Origin of the sequence: Robertmurraya sp., assembly GCF_036676585.1 — a bacterium.
Lineage (GTDB): Bacteria > Bacillota > Bacilli > Bacillales > Cytobacillaceae > Robertmurraya_A.
This window is the reverse complement of sequence record NZ_JAKFCQ010000148.1, coordinates 1-16,957: the sequence shown is the minus strand read 5'-3', so window position 1 is coordinate 16,957 and position 16,957 is coordinate 1. Positions and strand designations below refer to the sequence as shown.

The 16,957-nt window shown below is 38.5% G+C and carries 17 protein-coding genes; 12 read left to right on the top strand and 5 right to left on the bottom strand.

The features are described 5' to 3' along the window. Positions 1-2: 2 nt before the first annotated feature. The 3 genes from ACGLXV_RS18425 to ACGLXV_RS18415 are packed head-to-tail and all read left to right on the top strand — an operon-like array spanning position 3 to position 4,033. The gene (locus ACGLXV_RS18425; protein ID WP_391559791.1) at positions 3-1,001 is read left to right on the top strand and encodes a LacI family DNA-binding transcriptional regulator; all 999 of its coding nucleotides are present in this window, start codon (positions 3-5) and stop codon (positions 999-1,001) included. 59 nt (positions 1,002-1,060) lie between these two features. Beyond that, a complete protein-coding gene (locus ACGLXV_RS18420) occupies positions 1,061-2,527 on the top strand; it encodes a tagaturonate reductase (protein WP_391559790.1) in 1,467 nt (488 codons plus the stop codon). Positions 2,528-2,539: 12 nt separating this feature from the next. Next, positions 2,540-4,033 (top strand): UxaA family hydrolase, encoded by a 1,494-nt coding sequence (locus ACGLXV_RS18415; protein ID WP_391559789.1) that lies wholly within the window; start codon positions 2,540-2,542, stop codon positions 4,031-4,033. Between the two features lie 43 nt (positions 4,034-4,076). Here the strand turns inward: ACGLXV_RS18415 and ACGLXV_RS18410 are convergent, their stop codons facing one another. Then, positions 4,077-4,955, bottom strand: a complete 879-nt coding sequence (locus ACGLXV_RS18410) for a MurR/RpiR family transcriptional regulator (RefSeq protein ID WP_119707772.1) — start codon at positions 4,953-4,955, stop codon at positions 4,077-4,079. A gap of 228 nt (positions 4,956-5,183) precedes the next feature. Between ACGLXV_RS18410 and ACGLXV_RS18405 the strand changes: the two genes are divergently transcribed. After that, entirely contained in the window at positions 5,184-6,614 is a 1,431-nt protein-coding gene (locus ACGLXV_RS18405) for a 6-phospho-beta-glucosidase (protein ID WP_119707773.1), read from the top strand. Between the two features lie 60 nt (positions 6,615-6,674). Here the strand turns inward: ACGLXV_RS18405 and ACGLXV_RS18400 are convergent, their stop codons facing one another. Then, positions 6,675-6,992, bottom strand: a complete 318-nt coding sequence (locus ACGLXV_RS18400; RefSeq protein WP_391559788.1) for a hypothetical protein — start codon at positions 6,990-6,992, stop codon at positions 6,675-6,677. A 168-nt stretch (positions 6,993-7,160) separates the two neighbouring features. Here ACGLXV_RS18400 and ACGLXV_RS18395 point away from each other — a divergent pair, with 168 nt between their 5' ends. Then, the gene (locus tag ACGLXV_RS18395; protein WP_119707775.1) at positions 7,161-7,508 is read left to right on the top strand and encodes a DUF805 domain-containing protein; all 348 of its coding nucleotides are present in this window, start codon (positions 7,161-7,163) and stop codon (positions 7,506-7,508) included. Between the two features lie 51 nt (positions 7,509-7,559). Here the strand turns inward: ACGLXV_RS18395 and ACGLXV_RS18390 are convergent, their stop codons facing one another. Beyond that, complete coding sequence (locus ACGLXV_RS18390) at positions 7,560-9,227, bottom strand: ribonuclease J (RefSeq protein ID WP_391559787.1); 1,668 nt, start codon at positions 9,225-9,227, stop codon at positions 7,560-7,562. 265 nt (positions 9,228-9,492) lie between these two features. After that, positions 9,493-10,107, bottom strand: coding sequence for an acetate uptake transporter (locus ACGLXV_RS18385; RefSeq protein WP_119707779.1), 615 nt, complete (start codon positions 10,105-10,107; stop codon positions 9,493-9,495). A 281-nt stretch (positions 10,108-10,388) separates the two neighbouring features. Between ACGLXV_RS18385 and ACGLXV_RS18380 the strand changes: the two genes are divergently transcribed. Then, positions 10,389-10,892: a GNAT family N-acetyltransferase gene (locus ACGLXV_RS18380; RefSeq protein WP_391559786.1), complete on the top strand. Its 504-nt coding sequence runs from the start codon at positions 10,389-10,391 to the stop codon at positions 10,890-10,892. 51 nt (positions 10,893-10,943) lie between these two features. On the opposite strand, the gene ACGLXV_RS18375 is transcribed toward ACGLXV_RS18380, so the two are convergent. Further along, positions 10,944-11,648, bottom strand: coding sequence for a response regulator transcription factor (locus ACGLXV_RS18375; RefSeq protein ID WP_391559785.1), 705 nt, complete (start codon positions 11,646-11,648; stop codon positions 10,944-10,946). Between the two features lie 132 nt (positions 11,649-11,780). On the opposite strand from ACGLXV_RS18375, the gene ACGLXV_RS18370 reads away from it, so the two are divergent. The 6 genes from ACGLXV_RS18370 (at position 11,781) to ACGLXV_RS18345 (ending at position 16,834) form a co-directional block, all read left to right on the top strand. Continuing rightward, positions 11,781-12,728 (top strand): alpha/beta hydrolase, encoded by a 948-nt coding sequence (locus tag ACGLXV_RS18370; protein WP_391559784.1) that lies wholly within the window; start codon positions 11,781-11,783, stop codon positions 12,726-12,728. A 21-nt stretch (positions 12,729-12,749) separates the two neighbouring features. Then, positions 12,750-14,372 carry a flavin-containing monooxygenase gene (locus tag ACGLXV_RS18365; protein ID WP_391559783.1) on the top strand — a complete coding sequence of 541 codons (1,623 nt, stop codon included), beginning with the start codon at positions 12,750-12,752 and terminating at the stop codon, positions 14,370-14,372. Positions 14,373-14,477: 105 nt separating this feature from the next. Further along, positions 14,478-15,068: a histidine phosphatase family protein gene (locus ACGLXV_RS18360; protein WP_391559782.1), complete on the top strand. Its 591-nt coding sequence runs from the start codon at positions 14,478-14,480 to the stop codon at positions 15,066-15,068. Between the two features lie 122 nt (positions 15,069-15,190). Continuing rightward, positions 15,191-15,742: a P-loop NTPase family protein gene (locus ACGLXV_RS18355; protein ID WP_391559781.1), complete on the top strand. Its 552-nt coding sequence runs from the start codon at positions 15,191-15,193 to the stop codon at positions 15,740-15,742. Then, positions 15,717-16,382, top strand: coding sequence for a Type 1 glutamine amidotransferase-like domain-containing protein (locus ACGLXV_RS18350; protein ID WP_391559780.1), 666 nt, complete (start codon positions 15,717-15,719; stop codon positions 16,380-16,382). The genes ACGLXV_RS18355 and ACGLXV_RS18350 overlap by 26 nt, the downstream gene beginning before the upstream one ends. Next, the gene (locus tag ACGLXV_RS18345) at positions 16,358-16,834 is read left to right on the top strand and encodes a GNAT family N-acetyltransferase (protein ID WP_391559779.1); all 477 of its coding nucleotides are present in this window, start codon (positions 16,358-16,360) and stop codon (positions 16,832-16,834) included. The genes ACGLXV_RS18350 and ACGLXV_RS18345 overlap by 25 nt, the downstream gene beginning before the upstream one ends. Positions 16,835-16,957: the final 123 nt, after the last annotated feature.

Here is a 16,957-nt window from a genome sequence, read left to right as displayed (position 1 = left end):
ATATGATTACGATTAAAGATATTGCTAGATTGGCGAACGTATCGCACACAACTGTTTCGAGAGCACTGAATAATAGTCCATTAATTAAAGAGCCAACGAAACGAAAGATACTTGAAATTGCCTCCCAGCTCAACTACTCACCCAACGTGAATGCGAAAAGTTTAGTCATGCAAAAATCACATACGATTGGTCTGTTTTTAACAAGCATTAGTAACGGAACGTCGTCTAGCTTTCTCGCTGACACGATCAAGGGTGTAAACAGTATGATAACGAATGAGTACAATTTATTCATCCGAGGAATCGATGATTATGAAGACTATACAAGTATCAATTCACAAAGATTTGACGGCATTATTTTGATGAGTCAGAGTGTTTCAGACAATTCCTTTATCTATCATGTGCTACAAAAAGAAATTCCTTTAGTGGTTCTTAACAGAGAAGTAGAAGAGACTAGTATACCCAATGTGCTAAGTAATGACACAGAAGGAGCTCGTATGGCTGTGGAGTACTTAATCACAAATGGCCATCACCACATTGCCATTATTGAGGGAACACCAAGTTTTAAATCTTCATACATGCGGAAGGAAGGCTATCTTCAAGCGTTAATGGAAGCTGGGATACCGATTAAAAAAGAATACAGTATTCAAGGGAATTATGATATGGAAAGTGGATCTCAAGCGATGGAACAATTGCTTTCCCTTACATCTCCTCCTACGGCTGTCTTTTGTTCGAATGACGATATGGCTATTGGTGCTATGAATACGGTATTTGCTCGAGGGTTAAGTGTACCGTACGACATATCCATTGTAGGCTTTGATGATATTGGTTTTTCACAATATACAACGCCAAGGTTGACCACAGTGAAGCGTCCGGTAGAAGAGATTAGTAGGGTTGGTGTAGAGAGACTACTTTCACTTATTGGGGGAAAAGAGGAGGAAGTTGAGAGAACCTTTATGAAAACAGAGCTAATTGTTAGGGACTCCGTTAGGATGCTGTCATAGCATCCAATGGTTTTATATAAAAATGTTAACGTGTGCATTAATAGAAGGAGGGAGTTTTATTGCAAAGGTTAAATCGAAGCAGCTATCCTGAGTCCAAATCATATCCTGAAAGAGTTCTTCAATTTGGTGAAGGAAATTTTCTAAGAGGATTCGTAGACTGGCAATTACAAGTTTTAAACGAGAAGGCTGACTTTAATGGAAGTGCAGTCGTTATACAACCGAGAGGGTTCGAAAAAATTGAGAGACTAAATCGTCAGGATGGATTATTCACTTTATATTTACAGGGCATGAAAGAGGGACGTCCCGTAAATGAATTTCAGGTGATAGATTCCATCAGTAGAGGGATTAATCTGTTTACTGATTATGATGAGTACGTCAAATTAGCAGCTAGCGAAGAGCTTCGATTTATTGTGAGCAACACAACCGAGGCTGGCGTTGCTTTTCAGCCGGAAGATCGGTTGGACGATCGACCACAGAAAAGTTTTCCTGCAAAATTGACGGCGTTTTTATACTATCGATTCAAAGCGTTTTCAGGTGATGTGGGCCGAGGATGCATCATTATCCCTTGTGAACTGATTGAAAATAATGGTGAGGTTTTGAAAGAATTAGTCTTGAAATATGCTAAACTTTGGAATTTGAATGATGAGTTTATTCAGTGGATTCATCAAGCAAATACGTTTTACTCAAGTCTTGTTGACCGAATTGTACCAGGATATCCAAGTGACACCATTGAAGAGAAAACAAAGGAACTTGGGTTTATTGATGAATTAATGGTTGTTGGTGAGCAGTATCATCTTTGGGTCATTGAGGGTCCGCAATCTCTTTATGATGAGCTGCCGGTAAAGAATACAGGGTTGAATACGATAGTCGTGGATGATTTGACACCATATCGTACAAGAAAGGTAAGAATACTAAACGGTGCGCATACGGCCATGACACCTGTTGCTTATTTATCTCATCTCGAAACGGTTGAAGACGCTGTCAATGATCCTGATGTTGGTGTATTTTTGAAAGAAATGATTACCGAGGAAATTATCCCCACTCTTGAAGGCGAGGAAAAAGATCTTTCATTGTATGCTGAGGAAGTACTAAGCCGATTTGCCAACCCTTATTTTAAGCATTACTTAATGAGTATTTCTTTAAACTCCATTTCAAAGTTTCAAACAAGAAATATTCCAACATTTCTAGAGTACATGAATCATAAATGTAAGTTGCCAAAAAGGATGGTGTTTTCATTAAGCTCTCTTATTTACTTCTATCGAGGGAAAAGGGGAGAAGAAAATATTGACCTTCAGGATCAGTTAGAGACACTGAAATTTTTACGTGAGAAATGGAAGCGCTATGAAGATAAGATGGTCACCTTACATCAACTGACAGAAGAAGTGTTGAGTAATGATCAATTATGGGGAAGGAATCTAGCTAACATTCCGAATCTTGTTGAGATGGTAGCTAATCACCTTTTGCAAATAGAAGAAAACGGAGTACCGAATGCGTTAAAAGAGTTGAATGAAAAAGTATGTAAGTGAGGAGGGGAATCAATGAAGAAAGTATTGAAAATACATGAGAACGACAATATCATACTAGCTTTACAAAACATAAGTGCAGGGGAAGAGCTTTTAGTAGATGAAATATCACTTACTGTAAAAGAAGAGATTTATCGAGGACATAAAATCGCTCTTAGAGATATTAAGGAACAAGAGAATATCGTTAAATATGGTTACCCAATCGGTCATGCTCTGTCACCTATTCGCGCGGGTGAACTTGTTCATACTCATAATACTCGAACCAATTTATTAGGGACAGAGGACTACGAGTATGTTCCGAATCAGACGGTAAATCCGTATGGGAACGAAAACCGTACCTTTAAAGGGTATAAAAGAGAGAACGGAACAGTTGGGATTCGTAATGAGCTGTGGATTGTGCCGACAGTAGGATGTGTAAATGGAATTGCTGAAAAGATTATCAAGCGTTTTGAAAAACAAGTTGGTACGGAAAATCCATTTGATAATGTACTAGTTTTAAAGCATAGCTATGGATGTTCACAGCTTGGAGACGATCATGAGAATACAAAACAAATTCTCGTAAACGCGGTGAATCATCCAAATGCAGGCGGGGTCCTTGTTTTAGGGCTCGGTTGTGAAAATAATGAGCTTCCTGAATTTAAAAAATCGCTTGGAGAAGTCAATGAACATCGGGTGAAATTTCTCGTTTCACAGGCTGTGACGGATGAAATTGAAGAAGGGTTAAAGCTCGCTATGGAAATCTATGAAGCTGCAAGACAGGATCATAGAGTTGATGTACCACTATCAGAATTGAAAATTGGCTTGAAATGCGGAGGTTCTGATGGATTTTCTGGTATTACCGCAAACCCACTTTTAGGCAGGTTTTCTGATTATCTTATCGCACAAGGAGGTACAACTGTATTAACCGAAGTGCCAGAAATGTTTGGAGCAGAGAAAATATTAATGGAACGAGCTGAAAATGAAGACGTTTTTCATAAGGTTGTTCATTTAATCAACGATTTTAAGGGATATTTTCTTGCCCATAATCAACCGGTCTATGAAAATCCTTCCCCAGGGAATAAGGCGGGTGGCATCACGACACTTGAGGATAAATCTCTTGGTTGTACTCAGAAAGCAGGAACCTCTACAGTTGTTGATGTATTGAAGTATGGGGAAGTACTTAGAGTTAATGGGTTAAATCTTCTAAGTGCACCTGGAAATGATTTGATTGCTTCAACAGCATTAGCTGCTGCAGGCTGTCATATGGTTTTATTTACAACTGGAAGAGGGACTCCATTTGGTACCTTTGTTCCAACAATGAAAATATCTACGAACTCTCAAATCTATGAAACCAAACCCCACTGGATCGACTTTAATGCAGGAATACTTCTAGAGGAAGACGTAGCAGCCGAACAGGTACTACAAGATTTTGTTACCTATATTATCGAAGTGGCAAGTGGGGAATGGGTTAATAACGAGAAGAATGATTTCAGGGAGATTTCCATTTTTAAAAGTGGAGTTACTTTGTAAATATAGGGGCCTGCTTTAATGGATGTTCACTAAAGCAGGCTTTTTAGTTTTCTTCTAAAACGATACTGCTAACCACTCTTTCTTCTGTATCCTTGGCAATTTTTGTTTTGTATTCTAGATTTTCGTGATAGTTCATTTTGAAAATACAAGAATAAAGGATATCCAAAATCAAGTGAATGGAGTTATTGGTTGAATAGTAGCCAATTTTTGAATACAGCTTTTCACGGGTAGATATGTATAACGTACAATCTGAATAGTTTTTTAAACTGTTTTCGCTAAGACTCGTTAAAGATATAATAGGTGTTTTTCTGTCCCTCAATACCTTGGCAATCTTAATAACCTCGTCCGATTCACCAGAATACGAGATTAAAATCGCTGTGTTTTTAGGCGTAGAATTGTTTGCTACAAAAATTTGCTCTTCAGGAACATTCATTAATTCCACATGACGATTAATACGAAGCATTTTGTGCTTGAAGTCATATGCCATTAACAGGGAATTGCTTATTCCATATATATTAATGATGTCAGCCTTAGCTAGTAGCTCCGTCGCTTTCCTTAATTCCTCATTTTTTAAAAGTGCCAATGTATCTTCGACAGTTTCGGTTGCTAAATGACCAATTTTTGAAGCGATGCTCATCAAGCTATCTTGTGGTTCAAAAGGGAAATTTGGATCAATATTTGAAAAATGCTGGTTTAAATAGTAGATCTCCTCAAGATATTTCTCTTTTAACTCATTCCAGCCGCTAAATCCTAATTTTTGTGACAAGCGAACAACAGTGGAAGGGGAAGTAAAGGTAGCTTGAGCTAAATCCTTCGTTGATAAGTGCTGGATATTTTCCTTTTCTTTTAATATATATGTCGCAAGTACTTCTTCGGACTTTGATAAAGAGTCCATTGACTCAAGCTTATTTGAGATGATCATAATGTAATTACTTTACTCCTTTTTAAAAAGGTATTTCATTTTTTGATGAAAAAAGGTAGAAAAAAATAGAATGCCATTCTAACATGCTTGGAAAGTCTTTCACTCCAAATATTCTTCCTATACTATATCACTATAAGTTAGTGAATGAAATAAACATGAAGCTTATAGGCTGTTTAGTTTCGGGCATGATAAGCGGAGTGATTTTAATAGTAAACGGAGGAACAAACCATGGCATTTCAAGAGAACTTTTTATGGGGCGGAGCAGTTGCTGCACATCAAGTAGAAGGTGGATGGAATAAAGGTGGAAAAGGCCCGAGTGTGGCTGATGTAATGACTGCTGGCGCACACGGTGTCCCAAGACAAATTACGGATGGAGTTTTAGAAGGAAAGTTTTATCCTAACCATGAAGCCATTGATTTCCATGGCAATTATAAAGAAGATATTGCACTATTTGCAGAAATGGGCTTTAAATGCTTCCGTACAAGTATTGCTTGGACGCGTATTTTTCCAAAAGGTGACGAAGTGGAGCCAAACGAAGAAGGCTTACAATTTTATGATGATATGTTTGATGAGTTATTAAAGCATGGCATTGAACCGGTCATTACGTTAAGTCACTTTGAAATGCCTTATCATCTAGTGAAGGAATACGGTGGTTGGCGTAACCGTAAAGTGATTGAATTTTTTGTACACTATTCGAAAACGGTGATGGAACGTTACAAAAACAAAGTGAAGTACTGGATGACTTTTAACGAAATCAATAACCAAAAAAATACAGCCAATCCACTGTTTGTTTGGACCTGCTCTGGTGTTCAATATAAGGAAGGCGAAAATAGAGAAGAAGTTATGTACCAAGCGGTTCACCATGAGCTTGTTGCAAGTGCACTAGTGGTGAAAGAAGGCCACAAGATTAACCCTGACTTCCAAATTGGATGTATGGTATCGTTCGTACCTATTTACCCATTCTCATGTCATCCTGACGATATGATGCTGCAAGTTGAATCGATGCATGACCGTTGGTTCTTTGCCGATGTACACGCAAGAGGACATTACGGTGCATATGCCCTAAAAGAGTGGGAAAGAAAAGGTTATAACATTAAAATGGAGCCTGAGGATGCACAAATTCTTGCAGAAGGAACAGTGGATTATATCGGATTCAGTTACTATATGTCTGATGCAGTAAAAAGCGGTGTAAATAAGGTAGATGAAAATGATGTGGTGGGTTCTAGCTCAAGTGTTAAAAATCCATTCGTTAAAGCATCTGATTGGGGCTGGCAAATTGACCCAGTTGGTTTAAGATATTCTCTAAATCAATTATGGGAAAGATACGAACTTCCATTATTTATCGTTGAAAATGGCTTTGGTGCAGTTGATGTGAAGGAAGAAGATGGAAGTGTAAATGATGACTATCGTATTGACTACCTACGCTCACATATTCAAGAAATGGAGAAAGCCATTGAACTAGATGGAGTTGAGTTAATGGGTTACACTCCATGGGGCTGTATTGATTGTGTATCTTTTACAACAGGTGAAATGAAAAAGCGCTACGGCTTTATCTATGTTGACAAAGACAACGAAGGTAACGGAACTCTAGAAAGATCCAAGAAAAAGTCTTTTGACTGGTATAAAAATGTCATTGCAACGAACGGTAAAGAGCTATAATAAATGAGAAAACTGACTTTGGTTTATGCCAAGGTCAGTTTTTTTAGTTGAAATGGAAATTTATTTTCTGATTCTTCTTGATAATAGAGCTGCGTGACCTAACAGGATTCCAGCGACAGCAGCAGCGATAAGAGTAATAAGTGCAGGTGGGATATTCTCGTAAATGGGTTTGGAAATATTGGTAAATCCTATAACAAAACCAAAGGCTCCTAAAAAGGTAGTAAGAATCGTAATTTTCATACTCCGAGCGGGAATACTTAGCATAGCACTACCGATTAACCCCATAAAAAAGATCGCAAAGATGAAATAGTCACCTGACAGACCAACAACTAACCCGCCTAACCCGAAGCCTAAAGCACCTAAATACCGAACATTCACCTTCATCCCTCCCTAAAATTCCCCTTAGGATATATATATTCAGGTTTATAGAAGAAGGTTTTTAAATAGTCAAAACATACTTAAAATCACGTAGTGAATAACTCTAAGAAGGTTTGTGCAATATAATCTATACCTGTTTAGCACACTTCATTCTTGGAGGGTCATAAAATGCAATGGTATATGAAAGTTTTAAAGAATTACGTTGGGTTTCAAGGGAGAGCTAGGAGAAAAGAGTACTGGATGTTTTTCCTTTTTAATTTTCTCTTTACTATTTTATTTTCAATTATTGAAATGATGCTCGGTCTTGGAGGAATTCTATCCGGGATTTACGGATTAGCTGTTTTGTTACCTTCAATAGCTGTTAGTGTGCGCCGCCTGCATGATATAGGAAGGACAGGGTGGTGGATGCTGCTCTCCTTTATCCCTGTAATCGGATTAATTGTACTTTTAGTGTTTGCAGTGCTTGACAGCCAGCCGGGTGAAAATAAATATGGACCAAATCCAAAGGGCCAATGACAAAATAACCACCTATAATAATAGGTGGTTACTTTTTATTTAACAAGGCACTTAAATTTCAATAATTACCGGCAAAATCATCGGTTTTCTCTTTGTTTGAGTAAATAAGTAATGACCAACTGATTTTTTGATACTTTGTTTCATAACATTCCACTGTCGAACGTTTTCTGCTTGTAAATCATTAACCGTCTTTTTTGTCAAACGATTGATTTCTCTAATTAAATCTTCGGAATCCTTGACATATACAAAACCTCTGGTGATAGTGTCAGGACCTTGGATGATTTTCCGATCCGCTTTACTTAGGGTAATGACAATAACGACCATTCCATCTTCAGACAGTTGTCTTCGATCTCTTAGGACAATTTCTCCTACATCACCCACACTGACTCCATCGACATATGTGTCCCCGTTAGGGATGCTACGAGTCTGAACAGCAATTCCATTCTCTACATCAACAACATCACCATTTTTAATAATAAAGGTGTTTCCTTTTTCTACACCAACGGACTCTGCTAATAATCGATGATGGTGGAGCATTCGGTATTCCCCATGGATAGGGACGAAATAAGTAGGCTTCATTAAGGTAAGCATGAGTTTAAGGTCCTCTTGATAACCATGTCCTGATACGTGCATCCCGGTTGTACTTCCAGACCCATAAATCACCTTTGCTCCGAGTTGAAACAGATTATCAATAATACGCGAGACATCCTTTTCGTTACCTGGAATTGGAGAAGCAGCTAATATAACTGTATCCCCAGGATAGATCACCATATCTCTGTAATTTCCAGTAGATAACCGGGAGAGGGCAGCCATTGGTTCACCTTGGCTACCGGTACAAAGAACAGCTACTTTTTCTGGAGCCAATTCGTTTGCTGATCTTGCGTCAATAATCATTCCCTCAGGAATATTAACATAGCCCCGTTCCATTGCTACCTGTACGACATTTACCATACTGCGTCCAACTAAGGCCAGTTTTCGATTCGTTTTAATAGCTGCATCCACCACTTGTTGAACACGATTTACGTTGGAGGCGAAGGTGGAGACGAAGATTTTTCCATCTGCACGCAGAAAAGCCTCGTCCATATGATTTCCTACCATTTCTTCAGAAGGAGTTAATCCTTTTCTCTCAGCATTTGTACTTTCGGAAATTAATACGAGTACACCTTTTTTACCGATTTCGGCCATTTTGTGTATGTCAGAATGCTGGTGGTTGGCTGGAGTTAAATCGAATTTGAAGTCACCGGTATGTACCACATTTCCCTCAGGAGTATGGAGAACAATTCCAAGACAATCGGGAATACTATGACTAACCTTAAAAAAGGAAACTCCGACTTCTCCAAAAGTAAGCTCAGATTCCGCGTGTACCTCGACGAGTTTGGTATCACCAGTTAAACGGTGTTCGTCTAACTTCAATTCAATTAACCCTAACGTAAAACGGGTTGCGTAAATAGGAACATTTAGTTTTTTGAGAAAATAAGGAATTCCACCAATATGATCTTCATGCCCATGAGTAACAATTAATGCACGGATTTTTTCTTTGTTTTCCTCTAAATAAGATGTATCAGGAATGATTAAGTCAATTCCTAATAAGCTTTCATCAGGGAATTTCCCTCCACAATCAATGACGATCATGTCATCTCCATATTGAACTACATACATATTCTTACCAATTTCATTTACCCCACCAAGAGCGAAAATGGATAGTCTATTTTGATTCATATGAAAACCTCCTTTTACCAATATAGTTTAGGAATAGTGTTCCCATATATAGGTGGGTTATTATTACCATTCAAGGAGAAGTTCGCGAGTGAGTGTCTCTTACATAACTGAGTGATATTTGAGGAAAATAATGATAGGTACTAGATAATAGGAGAGGTTCTACTTGTTACATCTAATGTAGATTTAATATGCTGACGGTAAACCTTTGGTCGTATATCAAGATATAAAGGGAAGCAGTTTAATTACTGCTTCCCTTACGTAGGATTTATTTGAAAATCCCAAATGGCTTTCCGACCGGAATGAACACTTTTCCAAAATGATTGTTTAATACAGCAGCGGCTGATCCATAAAAAGACATAATGGCAATAAGCAATTCGGAGATCGCAGCTACCTCATGGAAAAATTCAGGTGCTATACCGAGAGTGGATAAAGAAAGACCGATAAATAAGAAATCAATAAGAACAAAGATAATAAATAATACTTTATGTGTTTCCATCGCACCGATCGTCATGTATAAGCTAAACAGTAAATAGCCAATAAATGCGATCCCTAGCTGCTTTGGATCAACAGCAAGTGCCGCATTTTCTCCAAAAACACCAAGGTTGATTAACCATGAAGCACCTACACCGAACCAGAAAAGGGCAAATGCACCAAATGCGGTTGTACCGAATGTATTATTATGTTTCGCATCATTGATCGCAGCGAATAGTTGTGCAAAACCACCAAGGAAAATGGCCCAAGGTAGAACAAAGGAAACTCCGTCTGTCCAGCCAAGTTTTTGTGATGAAGCAACCAAGGTTACCATAGCTAATCCAAACAAACCTAGGGCAGAGGGATCAGCCGTAACAACTTGGATTTTTTGAGTTTGATTTTGATTCATGTTGAAATGTTCCTCCTAATTTACAAACATACTTACATAAGATACAAAAGTTAATGAAACACTTCAATGAAAAAAAATACATGTAAGCGAAGTTTTCATCTTGACATGCAAGTAAAAACATGGTGGAGGAACGTTTTTTCGTTCCTCCACCATACATACCATTATTTTTGCTCTAATTTCTTCTTTTTAGCCAGTAATTGTTGATACTCCATACATCATATCGTAAACATTTCTTTCCATGTATAATACGAGTAATAACAAAAAGGTGAGGGAGATTAGAAATGATTAAGATTCGCGTACTCAATGAAAAAGATGCAGTAGCATACAAAGAAAAAAGAATAGAAGCACTACAAAATCACCCAGAGGCGTTTAGCTCGAGTGTGGAAGAGGAGATGGAATATTCAATAGAAGTTCATGCTTCAAGACTTCGTGCAGTCAATGCATTTACCTTTGGTGCTTTTGAAGAAGACAAACTTGTTGGTGTGGTCACCCTTGTTACAGAAATCAAAAGGAAACTCAAGCATCGCTCTGATATTTTTGCAATGTATGTCTCGCCTCAAGTAAGAAGGTATGGAATAGGGAAACGATTAATGAATGCCGCGATTGAGAAGGCAAAAGAAATCGGTGAAGTGGAGCAGGTATATTTAACAGTTTCATCGAATAATACAGCTGCTAAAAAATTGTATGAATCTATTGGTTTTGAACTGATCGGAAGTGACCCTCGATCCATGAAAATAGACAATACTTATATCGGAGAAGATATGATGGCTCTCTACTTCAAGTAAGAAAGCGAGGGAACTCGCTTTCTTTTTCTTTATTAAAACGCTTACATAAAATCATGAAAGGATACCCGTTCGAAACAGCTCTCCCACCGCATGTGAGCGGTTGTTTGCTCCGAGTTTTCTGATCGCCGTTTTCACGTACTGCTTGACTGTCAATTCACTAATGTTCATGGAATCAGCCATTTCCTTCGTGCTTTCTCCTTGAGAAATTCTCTTCATCACCTCTAATTCTCTCTTACTTAATGAAGTGGGAGTATCTGTTTCTATGGAACTATGAAGATATTTTCCAACTAGTTTTCCGTATAAAGAAAGTGATGATAGTGTTTTTTCGTCGAAAACTACCCCTTCCTGAAATTCGGTTGAGCAAATGTAACCGACAACAACAGAGCCAAAACAAATCGGGACGACCAACATAGAATCTACATTCGAAGGAAAAACGTATCTACTGCTGATTTGTTTTAGATGTTCAATACCAGAACAATATTTTGCCTCACGTTCTTTAATGGCTGAGTGGATAATGGGTAGAGCGCGAATATCGTCCCTGATCTCTCTAATATGTATGAGTTGTGTAGAGGTTAATTGGATAATTCCTTCGCCTAAATATCCTAAAGGTGAGTAACGAAATAAGAAGGCATTTCTAGCTGGGAAGAGTTTCAAATAGATGTCGAGAATATGATAGAGCTGTTCCTCATGACTAGCTTGAACTTCAAGCTTTCGAACATGTTCTAAAACGGAGTAATGGGTTGGTATAAAAATCATCTCCTTTTTAGGAAGTGTCTATATCTAAAATTGGGAATATTCAAATTATACAGAAAATATTACGATTTAGGTAGCATATTAAGAGGGATTTTCTAAATATGTAAAAATACCTATTGGAGAGGAAGATGTCAGATGGCTAATTTAGATCCACAAGCAAAAGTATATTTAGAAGCGTTCAATCAAATGCCTGCCCTTCACTCAATGGAAGCACAAGCAGTAAGAGATTTGTTTGCACTAGTACCACCAGTAGAAGTAGAACTTGCCCCGTTAGCAAGTGTTGAAGATAGATTAATACCAGTTGGAAACGATGCAGAAATCAATGTCCGAATTTATACACCAGAAGGAGAAGGTCCTTTTCCGCTTTTTGTTTATTACCACGGAGGTGGTTGGGTAATAGGGGACTTAGAAACAGCGGATGCAAGTTGCCGGATGATAGCAAATCGTACAGAGCGAGTGGTTGTGTCAGTAGATTATCGTCTGGCTCCTGAATACAAGTTTCCAGTTCCAGTAGAAGATTCATATGCTGCGCTGAAATGGGTAAAAGAGCATGCAGCGGAGATAAATGGAAACGCTTCCAAAATTGTGGTTGGAGGTGACAGTGCCGGAGGAAATCTTTCAGCAGCCATGACCCTCCTTTCAAAAGACGAGAAAGGGCCAGAGATTGAAGGTCAAATTTTAATATATCCAGTGACAAGCCTAACCTATGATACCAAGTCATACTTTGAATTCCAGCAAGGTTTTGGATTAGATCGTGACTTAATGATTTGGTTTGGAAACTATTATATTAACGGAGAAGAGGATGCAAAAAATAAGCTAGCTGCTCCACTAGAAGCTGAGGATGTATCTGGTCTCCCTCCTGCTTACGTGATAACGGCGGAATATGATGTGTTGCGAGATGAAGGGCAAGCCTATGCAGAAAAACTAAGGAATGCAGGAGTTCAGGTTGAAACGATCTGTGAAGAAGGGCTTGTACATGGTTATTTTACGAATATGGCCGTTTTTCCAGATAGAATTAAAGCTTCTATCTCAAACATTGCTGAATTTTTAAATACGATTAATAAAGAAGTTCGCCAGTCATAAAAAAGAGTGGAGGGGAATGAAATGAGTTCAACAAAACCATTTGATGCGGTCGTTATTGGTGCAGGCTTTTCAGGATTGTATATGCTGTATAGACTAAGAGAAGCAGGGTTTTCAACAGCAGTATTTGAAGCAGGAGATGGTGTTGGAGGAACTTGGTATTGGAACCGCTATCCTGGTGCTCGCTGTGATTCTGAAAGCATTTACTATAATTATACATTTTCGGAAGAGCTATATAATGAATGGACATGGACTTCAAGATATCCCGCCCAGCCAGAAATTTTACGTTATTTAAATTTCGTAGCAGATAAGTTTGATCTTAAAAAGGACATCCAATTTAAGACACGTGTACAGTCTGCTCACTATATTGAAAATACAAAAAAATGGGAGATACAACTTGATAACGGAACAAGTGTTACAGCGAAGTACTTTATCACCGGGGTTGGATGTCTTTCTGCCGCGAATCTACCTAAATTTAATGGGTTAGAAAACTTTAAAGGGGAATTCTACCATACCGGACATTGGCCACATGGGAGAGTAGATTTTAAAGGGAAGAGAGTTGGAATTATAGGTACTGGATCAAGTGGAGTTCAGGCAATTCCAGTAATTGCACAAGAAGCAGAACATCTAACCATTTTCCAGCGTACTCCTCAGTATAGTGCTCCTGCTAGAAATCATCCATATAGTGATGAGTATGTGGAACAAGCAAAGAAAAACTTTTTAGAAATCAAAAAACAAATGCGAGAATCAGCAGGTGGTCAGCCGGCGGTACCCCCAGATAAATCAGCACTTGAGGTAACTCCTGAAGAAAGACAACAAGTCTATGAACATGCATGGGAAAATGGTGGGTTAGGTCTTTTTGCAGCATACTATGATATCACGGTAAACGAAAAGGCGAATGAAACGGTTGCCGAATTTATCCGAGGAAAAATAAAAGAGATAGTTAAAGATCCTGAGACTGCCTCCAAGCTTCTACCAAGCTATTATTATGGTACGAAACGTCCGATTATCGATACGAATTATTATGAAACTTTTAACAGGGAGAATGTATCTCTTATAGACGTAAGGAAAAATCCGATCGAGGAAATTACAGTTTCTGGAGTTCGTACATCTGAAGTAGAGTATGAGTTGGATGCGCTTGTCTTTGCGACAGGCTACGATGGTATGACAGGACCTCTTCTCAAAATCGACATTCGTGGAAAGGACGGTGTTTCCTTAAAAGAAAAATGGAACGGCGGAGCTTCTACTCGAACGTATTTAGGAGTAGCTAACGCTGGTTTTCCAAACTTCTTTATGATTACCGGTCCTGAAAGTCCGTCCGTCTTGAGTAATATGCCTGTATCAATTGAGCAGCATGTAGAATGGATTGGTGACTGCATTGAGCACTTTGAGAAGCATGGTGTTGAAACGATTGAGGCAGCAGTTGAGGCAGAAGAGGCGTGGAGCAAGCATTGTCGCGAAGTAGCAGAGGCAACGCTCTTTACAAAAACGGACTCCTGGTACACAGGAGCTAACATACCTGGAAAACCACGTGGATTCCTGATTTACTTAGGTGGGGTTGGTGCCTACCGTAAAAAATGTGAGGAGATCGCAGCTAATGGGTATGAAGGTTTTACGATTACGCTAACAAACCAAACAGTCGGGTAATAGATAAGAAGAGATTATGTAAGCGCATAATCTCTTCTTTTTTATAGGGAAAAAGGGAATCTGTGTCGAATAAATAGGTAGAACCGCAATCCAGGAGGTAATAAAATGCAAATATTACTGATACGACACGGACAATCAGAAGCTGATTTACTCCATGTACATGAAGGTAGCGCAGATTATCCACTGACAGAAGAGGGAATAAGACAAGCGGTGAAGATGGCGATCCGGGTGAAAAGGGAATTTTCGCCTCAAATGATATGGGCAAGTACCTATAAAAGGGCATCCAAAACGGCTTCCATATTAGCAGACGCCATAGGCTGTCCTATTGAATATGTTCATGAGCTTCGAGAGCATGATAATGGAGAGATGGCAGGTAAGCCACTCGAAGAGATTCCTTTCCCCTGGCACCTACTACCACACGAAAAGTTTGGGGGATATGGGGAATCAGCGATGGAGTTTCGGGCTAGAGGAGAACAAGTCTTTTCACATATTCTTGCGGTAAGTAGGAAGTATGAGCGTATTGCCATTGTTACCCACGGTGGAATGATTTCAAGAATCCTAGAAAGCTTCCTGAACATCCCCTTTGTTCATAAATCCTTTTTTAAGACCGACGATACAGGTATCTCCCTATTAGAAATTACCGAACATGGAAAACTCGTATTGTTTACGAATAGTTCCACTCATTTGAAGGAGTAATAGATAAGTATCTTGTTAAAGGGTGTCTTTTGGCACTCTTTTTATCTATTAACCACATTCTTTTCATCGTATAATGTGACTAGGGTCAGTTATTTTCACACAGGGATAGCGGAGTGATTAACATGCAGGTAAAGAAAATACATATAATCGGTTCTGTCGGGAGTGGCAAAACAACTCTTGCTAAAAAACTTTCAAAAGATTATAACATTCCGCATTATGAATTAGATAATGTTGTATGGAAAAGGTTTCAAACAGGTGATATAAGAAGATCAGAAAAGGAAAGAGATGCATTTTTGAGAAATATTGTAAATAGTGATGCGTGGATCAACGAAGGTATTCATTATCAGTGGGTGACAGAGAGCTTTGTCAATGCTGAACTAATTATATTTTTAGATACACGCTTTTCTAAGCGAACGTACAGAATCATTAAGAGATATTTTCTCCAGCAACTAGGTTTAGAAAAAAGCAATTACAAGTCTACTTTTTCTATGTTTATGCGAATGTTTCGTTGGAATACATATTTTGAAAAAGTAAGTAAACGAGAGATTATACAGATGTTAAAAGAATTCGATGATAAAGTCATTATCATCCGTGACAACAATGAGCTAGAAACATATTTAAGACAGATGGAAGATGGGGAGGTGGAGGATGCAACGGTTAGTCCTACTCAGTGATATCAATCAACTCCATCCAATTTTAGTTTATCGACTGAGAGAACTAATCGGTGGGAAGACATTTACTCTAGGTTACATACCTTCCCAAACGGATAGAGATGGGATTTATTTTAATAAGAGTAAGTCGTTTTTTTCATCCATTGGAATCAACAACTTTGTCTATTTTGATGTGGATGAGGAATACGATGAGCGACGGATGGAGGAGTTGTTACGCTGTGACGGAGTATATTTATCGGGGGGAAACACGTTTTCGTTCTTAGAACGTCTAAAGACGCGTGGGATGATTGAAAATATTCGAAGGATGGTGGAAGCTGGGAAACCACTGATAGGAGTCAGTGCCGGTGCTATCATGATGAGTGACACGATTAATATGGCGGGTTTTATTGATAACAATACTATTGGATTGAAGTACTTAAGTGCCTTGCAATTGGTACCATTTGAGTTTATGCCACATTGGAGCAGGCATCGATCACAACTAGCCCAACTTAGAGAATATTCGAGTCGTACTGGAAAAAAGATTTATGCTTGTTGTGATGGAAATGGAATAATTGTTACTGATGGTGAAGTGGAAGGGTATGGCGATATTGTCGAAATAGGTGTAAAGGAGAAACCACAGTGGAATCTAGAGTATCACAGATAAGATCTTTGGATGTACTAGACAAAGAAGTAGCTAAAATCATACTCAAGTTACAAATCCCCTCTTATATGGTGGAGGCAAAGTTGATCAATTTTTATGACATTCCTCCGCTTAAGGATACAGTGGAAACGCTTCAGAACTGTGGGGAGGAATTTTTTGGTTACTTTATAGGGAATGAGCTTTGTGGTTCTATATCTTTTAAAGTGGAAGGAAAGACTTTGGATATACACCGACTGACAGTAAACCCCAATCATTTTCGAAAAGGAATTGCCAATCAACTTTTACGCTTTATAGAAGAGCAAGTGGAGGGCATTGAGAAGCTCATTGTATCTACTGGATCTGAAAATAAACCAGCTGTCGAGTTTTATTTAAATAGGGGATTTACTATTGAAAAGTTGGTACAAGTGAATGATCAATTGTCACTTACTTGTTTTGAAAAAAAGATTGCCAGGTAGCTGTTTCTACCTGGCAGGTTTGGTTGAGTGAGTGAAAGCGCAAATAAATGGAGTGGATTGCAAATAAATGCTTTTAATCGCAAGTATATTTTTGAAATCGCAAATAAAATTTTATAATCGCAA

What these genes read in the sequence shown, in the direction of transcription:
- ACGLXV_RS18385 (WP_119707779.1), bottom strand. Translation starts at nt 10,107, where the DNA reads ATGAATCAAAATCAAACTCAAAAAATCCAAGTTGTTACGGCTGATCCC.
- ACGLXV_RS18370 (WP_391559784.1), top strand. Translation starts at nt 11,781, where the DNA reads ATGGCTAATTTAGATCCACAAGCAAAAGTATATTTAGAAGCGTTCAAT.
- ACGLXV_RS18395 (WP_119707775.1), top strand. Translation starts at nt 7,161, where the DNA reads ATGCAATGGTATATGAAAGTTTTAAAGAATTACGTTGGGTTTCAAGGG.
- ACGLXV_RS18375 (WP_391559785.1), bottom strand. Translation starts at nt 11,648, where the DNA reads ATGATTTTTATACCAACCCATTACTCCGTTTTAGAACATGTTCGAAAG.
- ACGLXV_RS18405 (WP_119707773.1), top strand. Translation starts at nt 5,184, where the DNA reads ATGGCATTTCAAGAGAACTTTTTATGGGGCGGAGCAGTTGCTGCACAT.
- ACGLXV_RS18390 (WP_391559787.1), bottom strand. Translation starts at nt 9,227, where the DNA reads ATGAATCAAAATAGACTATCCATTTTCGCTCTTGGTGGGGTAAATGAA.
- ACGLXV_RS18355 (WP_391559781.1), top strand. Translation starts at nt 15,191, where the DNA reads ATGCAGGTAAAGAAAATACATATAATCGGTTCTGTCGGGAGTGGCAAA.
- ACGLXV_RS18350 (WP_391559780.1), top strand. Translation starts at nt 15,717, where the DNA reads ATGCAACGGTTAGTCCTACTCAGTGATATCAATCAACTCCATCCAATT.
- ACGLXV_RS18425 (WP_391559791.1), top strand. Translation starts at nt 3, where the DNA reads ATGATTACGATTAAAGATATTGCTAGATTGGCGAACGTATCGCACACA.
- ACGLXV_RS18365 (WP_391559783.1), top strand. Translation starts at nt 12,750, where the DNA reads ATGAGTTCAACAAAACCATTTGATGCGGTCGTTATTGGTGCAGGCTTT.
- ACGLXV_RS18410 (WP_119707772.1), bottom strand. Translation starts at nt 4,955, where the DNA reads ATGATCATCTCAAATAAGCTTGAGTCAATGGACTCTTTATCAAAGTCC.
- ACGLXV_RS18360 (WP_391559782.1), top strand. Translation starts at nt 14,478, where the DNA reads ATGCAAATATTACTGATACGACACGGACAATCAGAAGCTGATTTACTC.
- ACGLXV_RS18415 (WP_391559789.1), top strand. Translation starts at nt 2,540, where the DNA reads ATGAAGAAAGTATTGAAAATACATGAGAACGACAATATCATACTAGCT.
- ACGLXV_RS18380 (WP_391559786.1), top strand. Translation starts at nt 10,389, where the DNA reads ATGATTAAGATTCGCGTACTCAATGAAAAAGATGCAGTAGCATACAAA.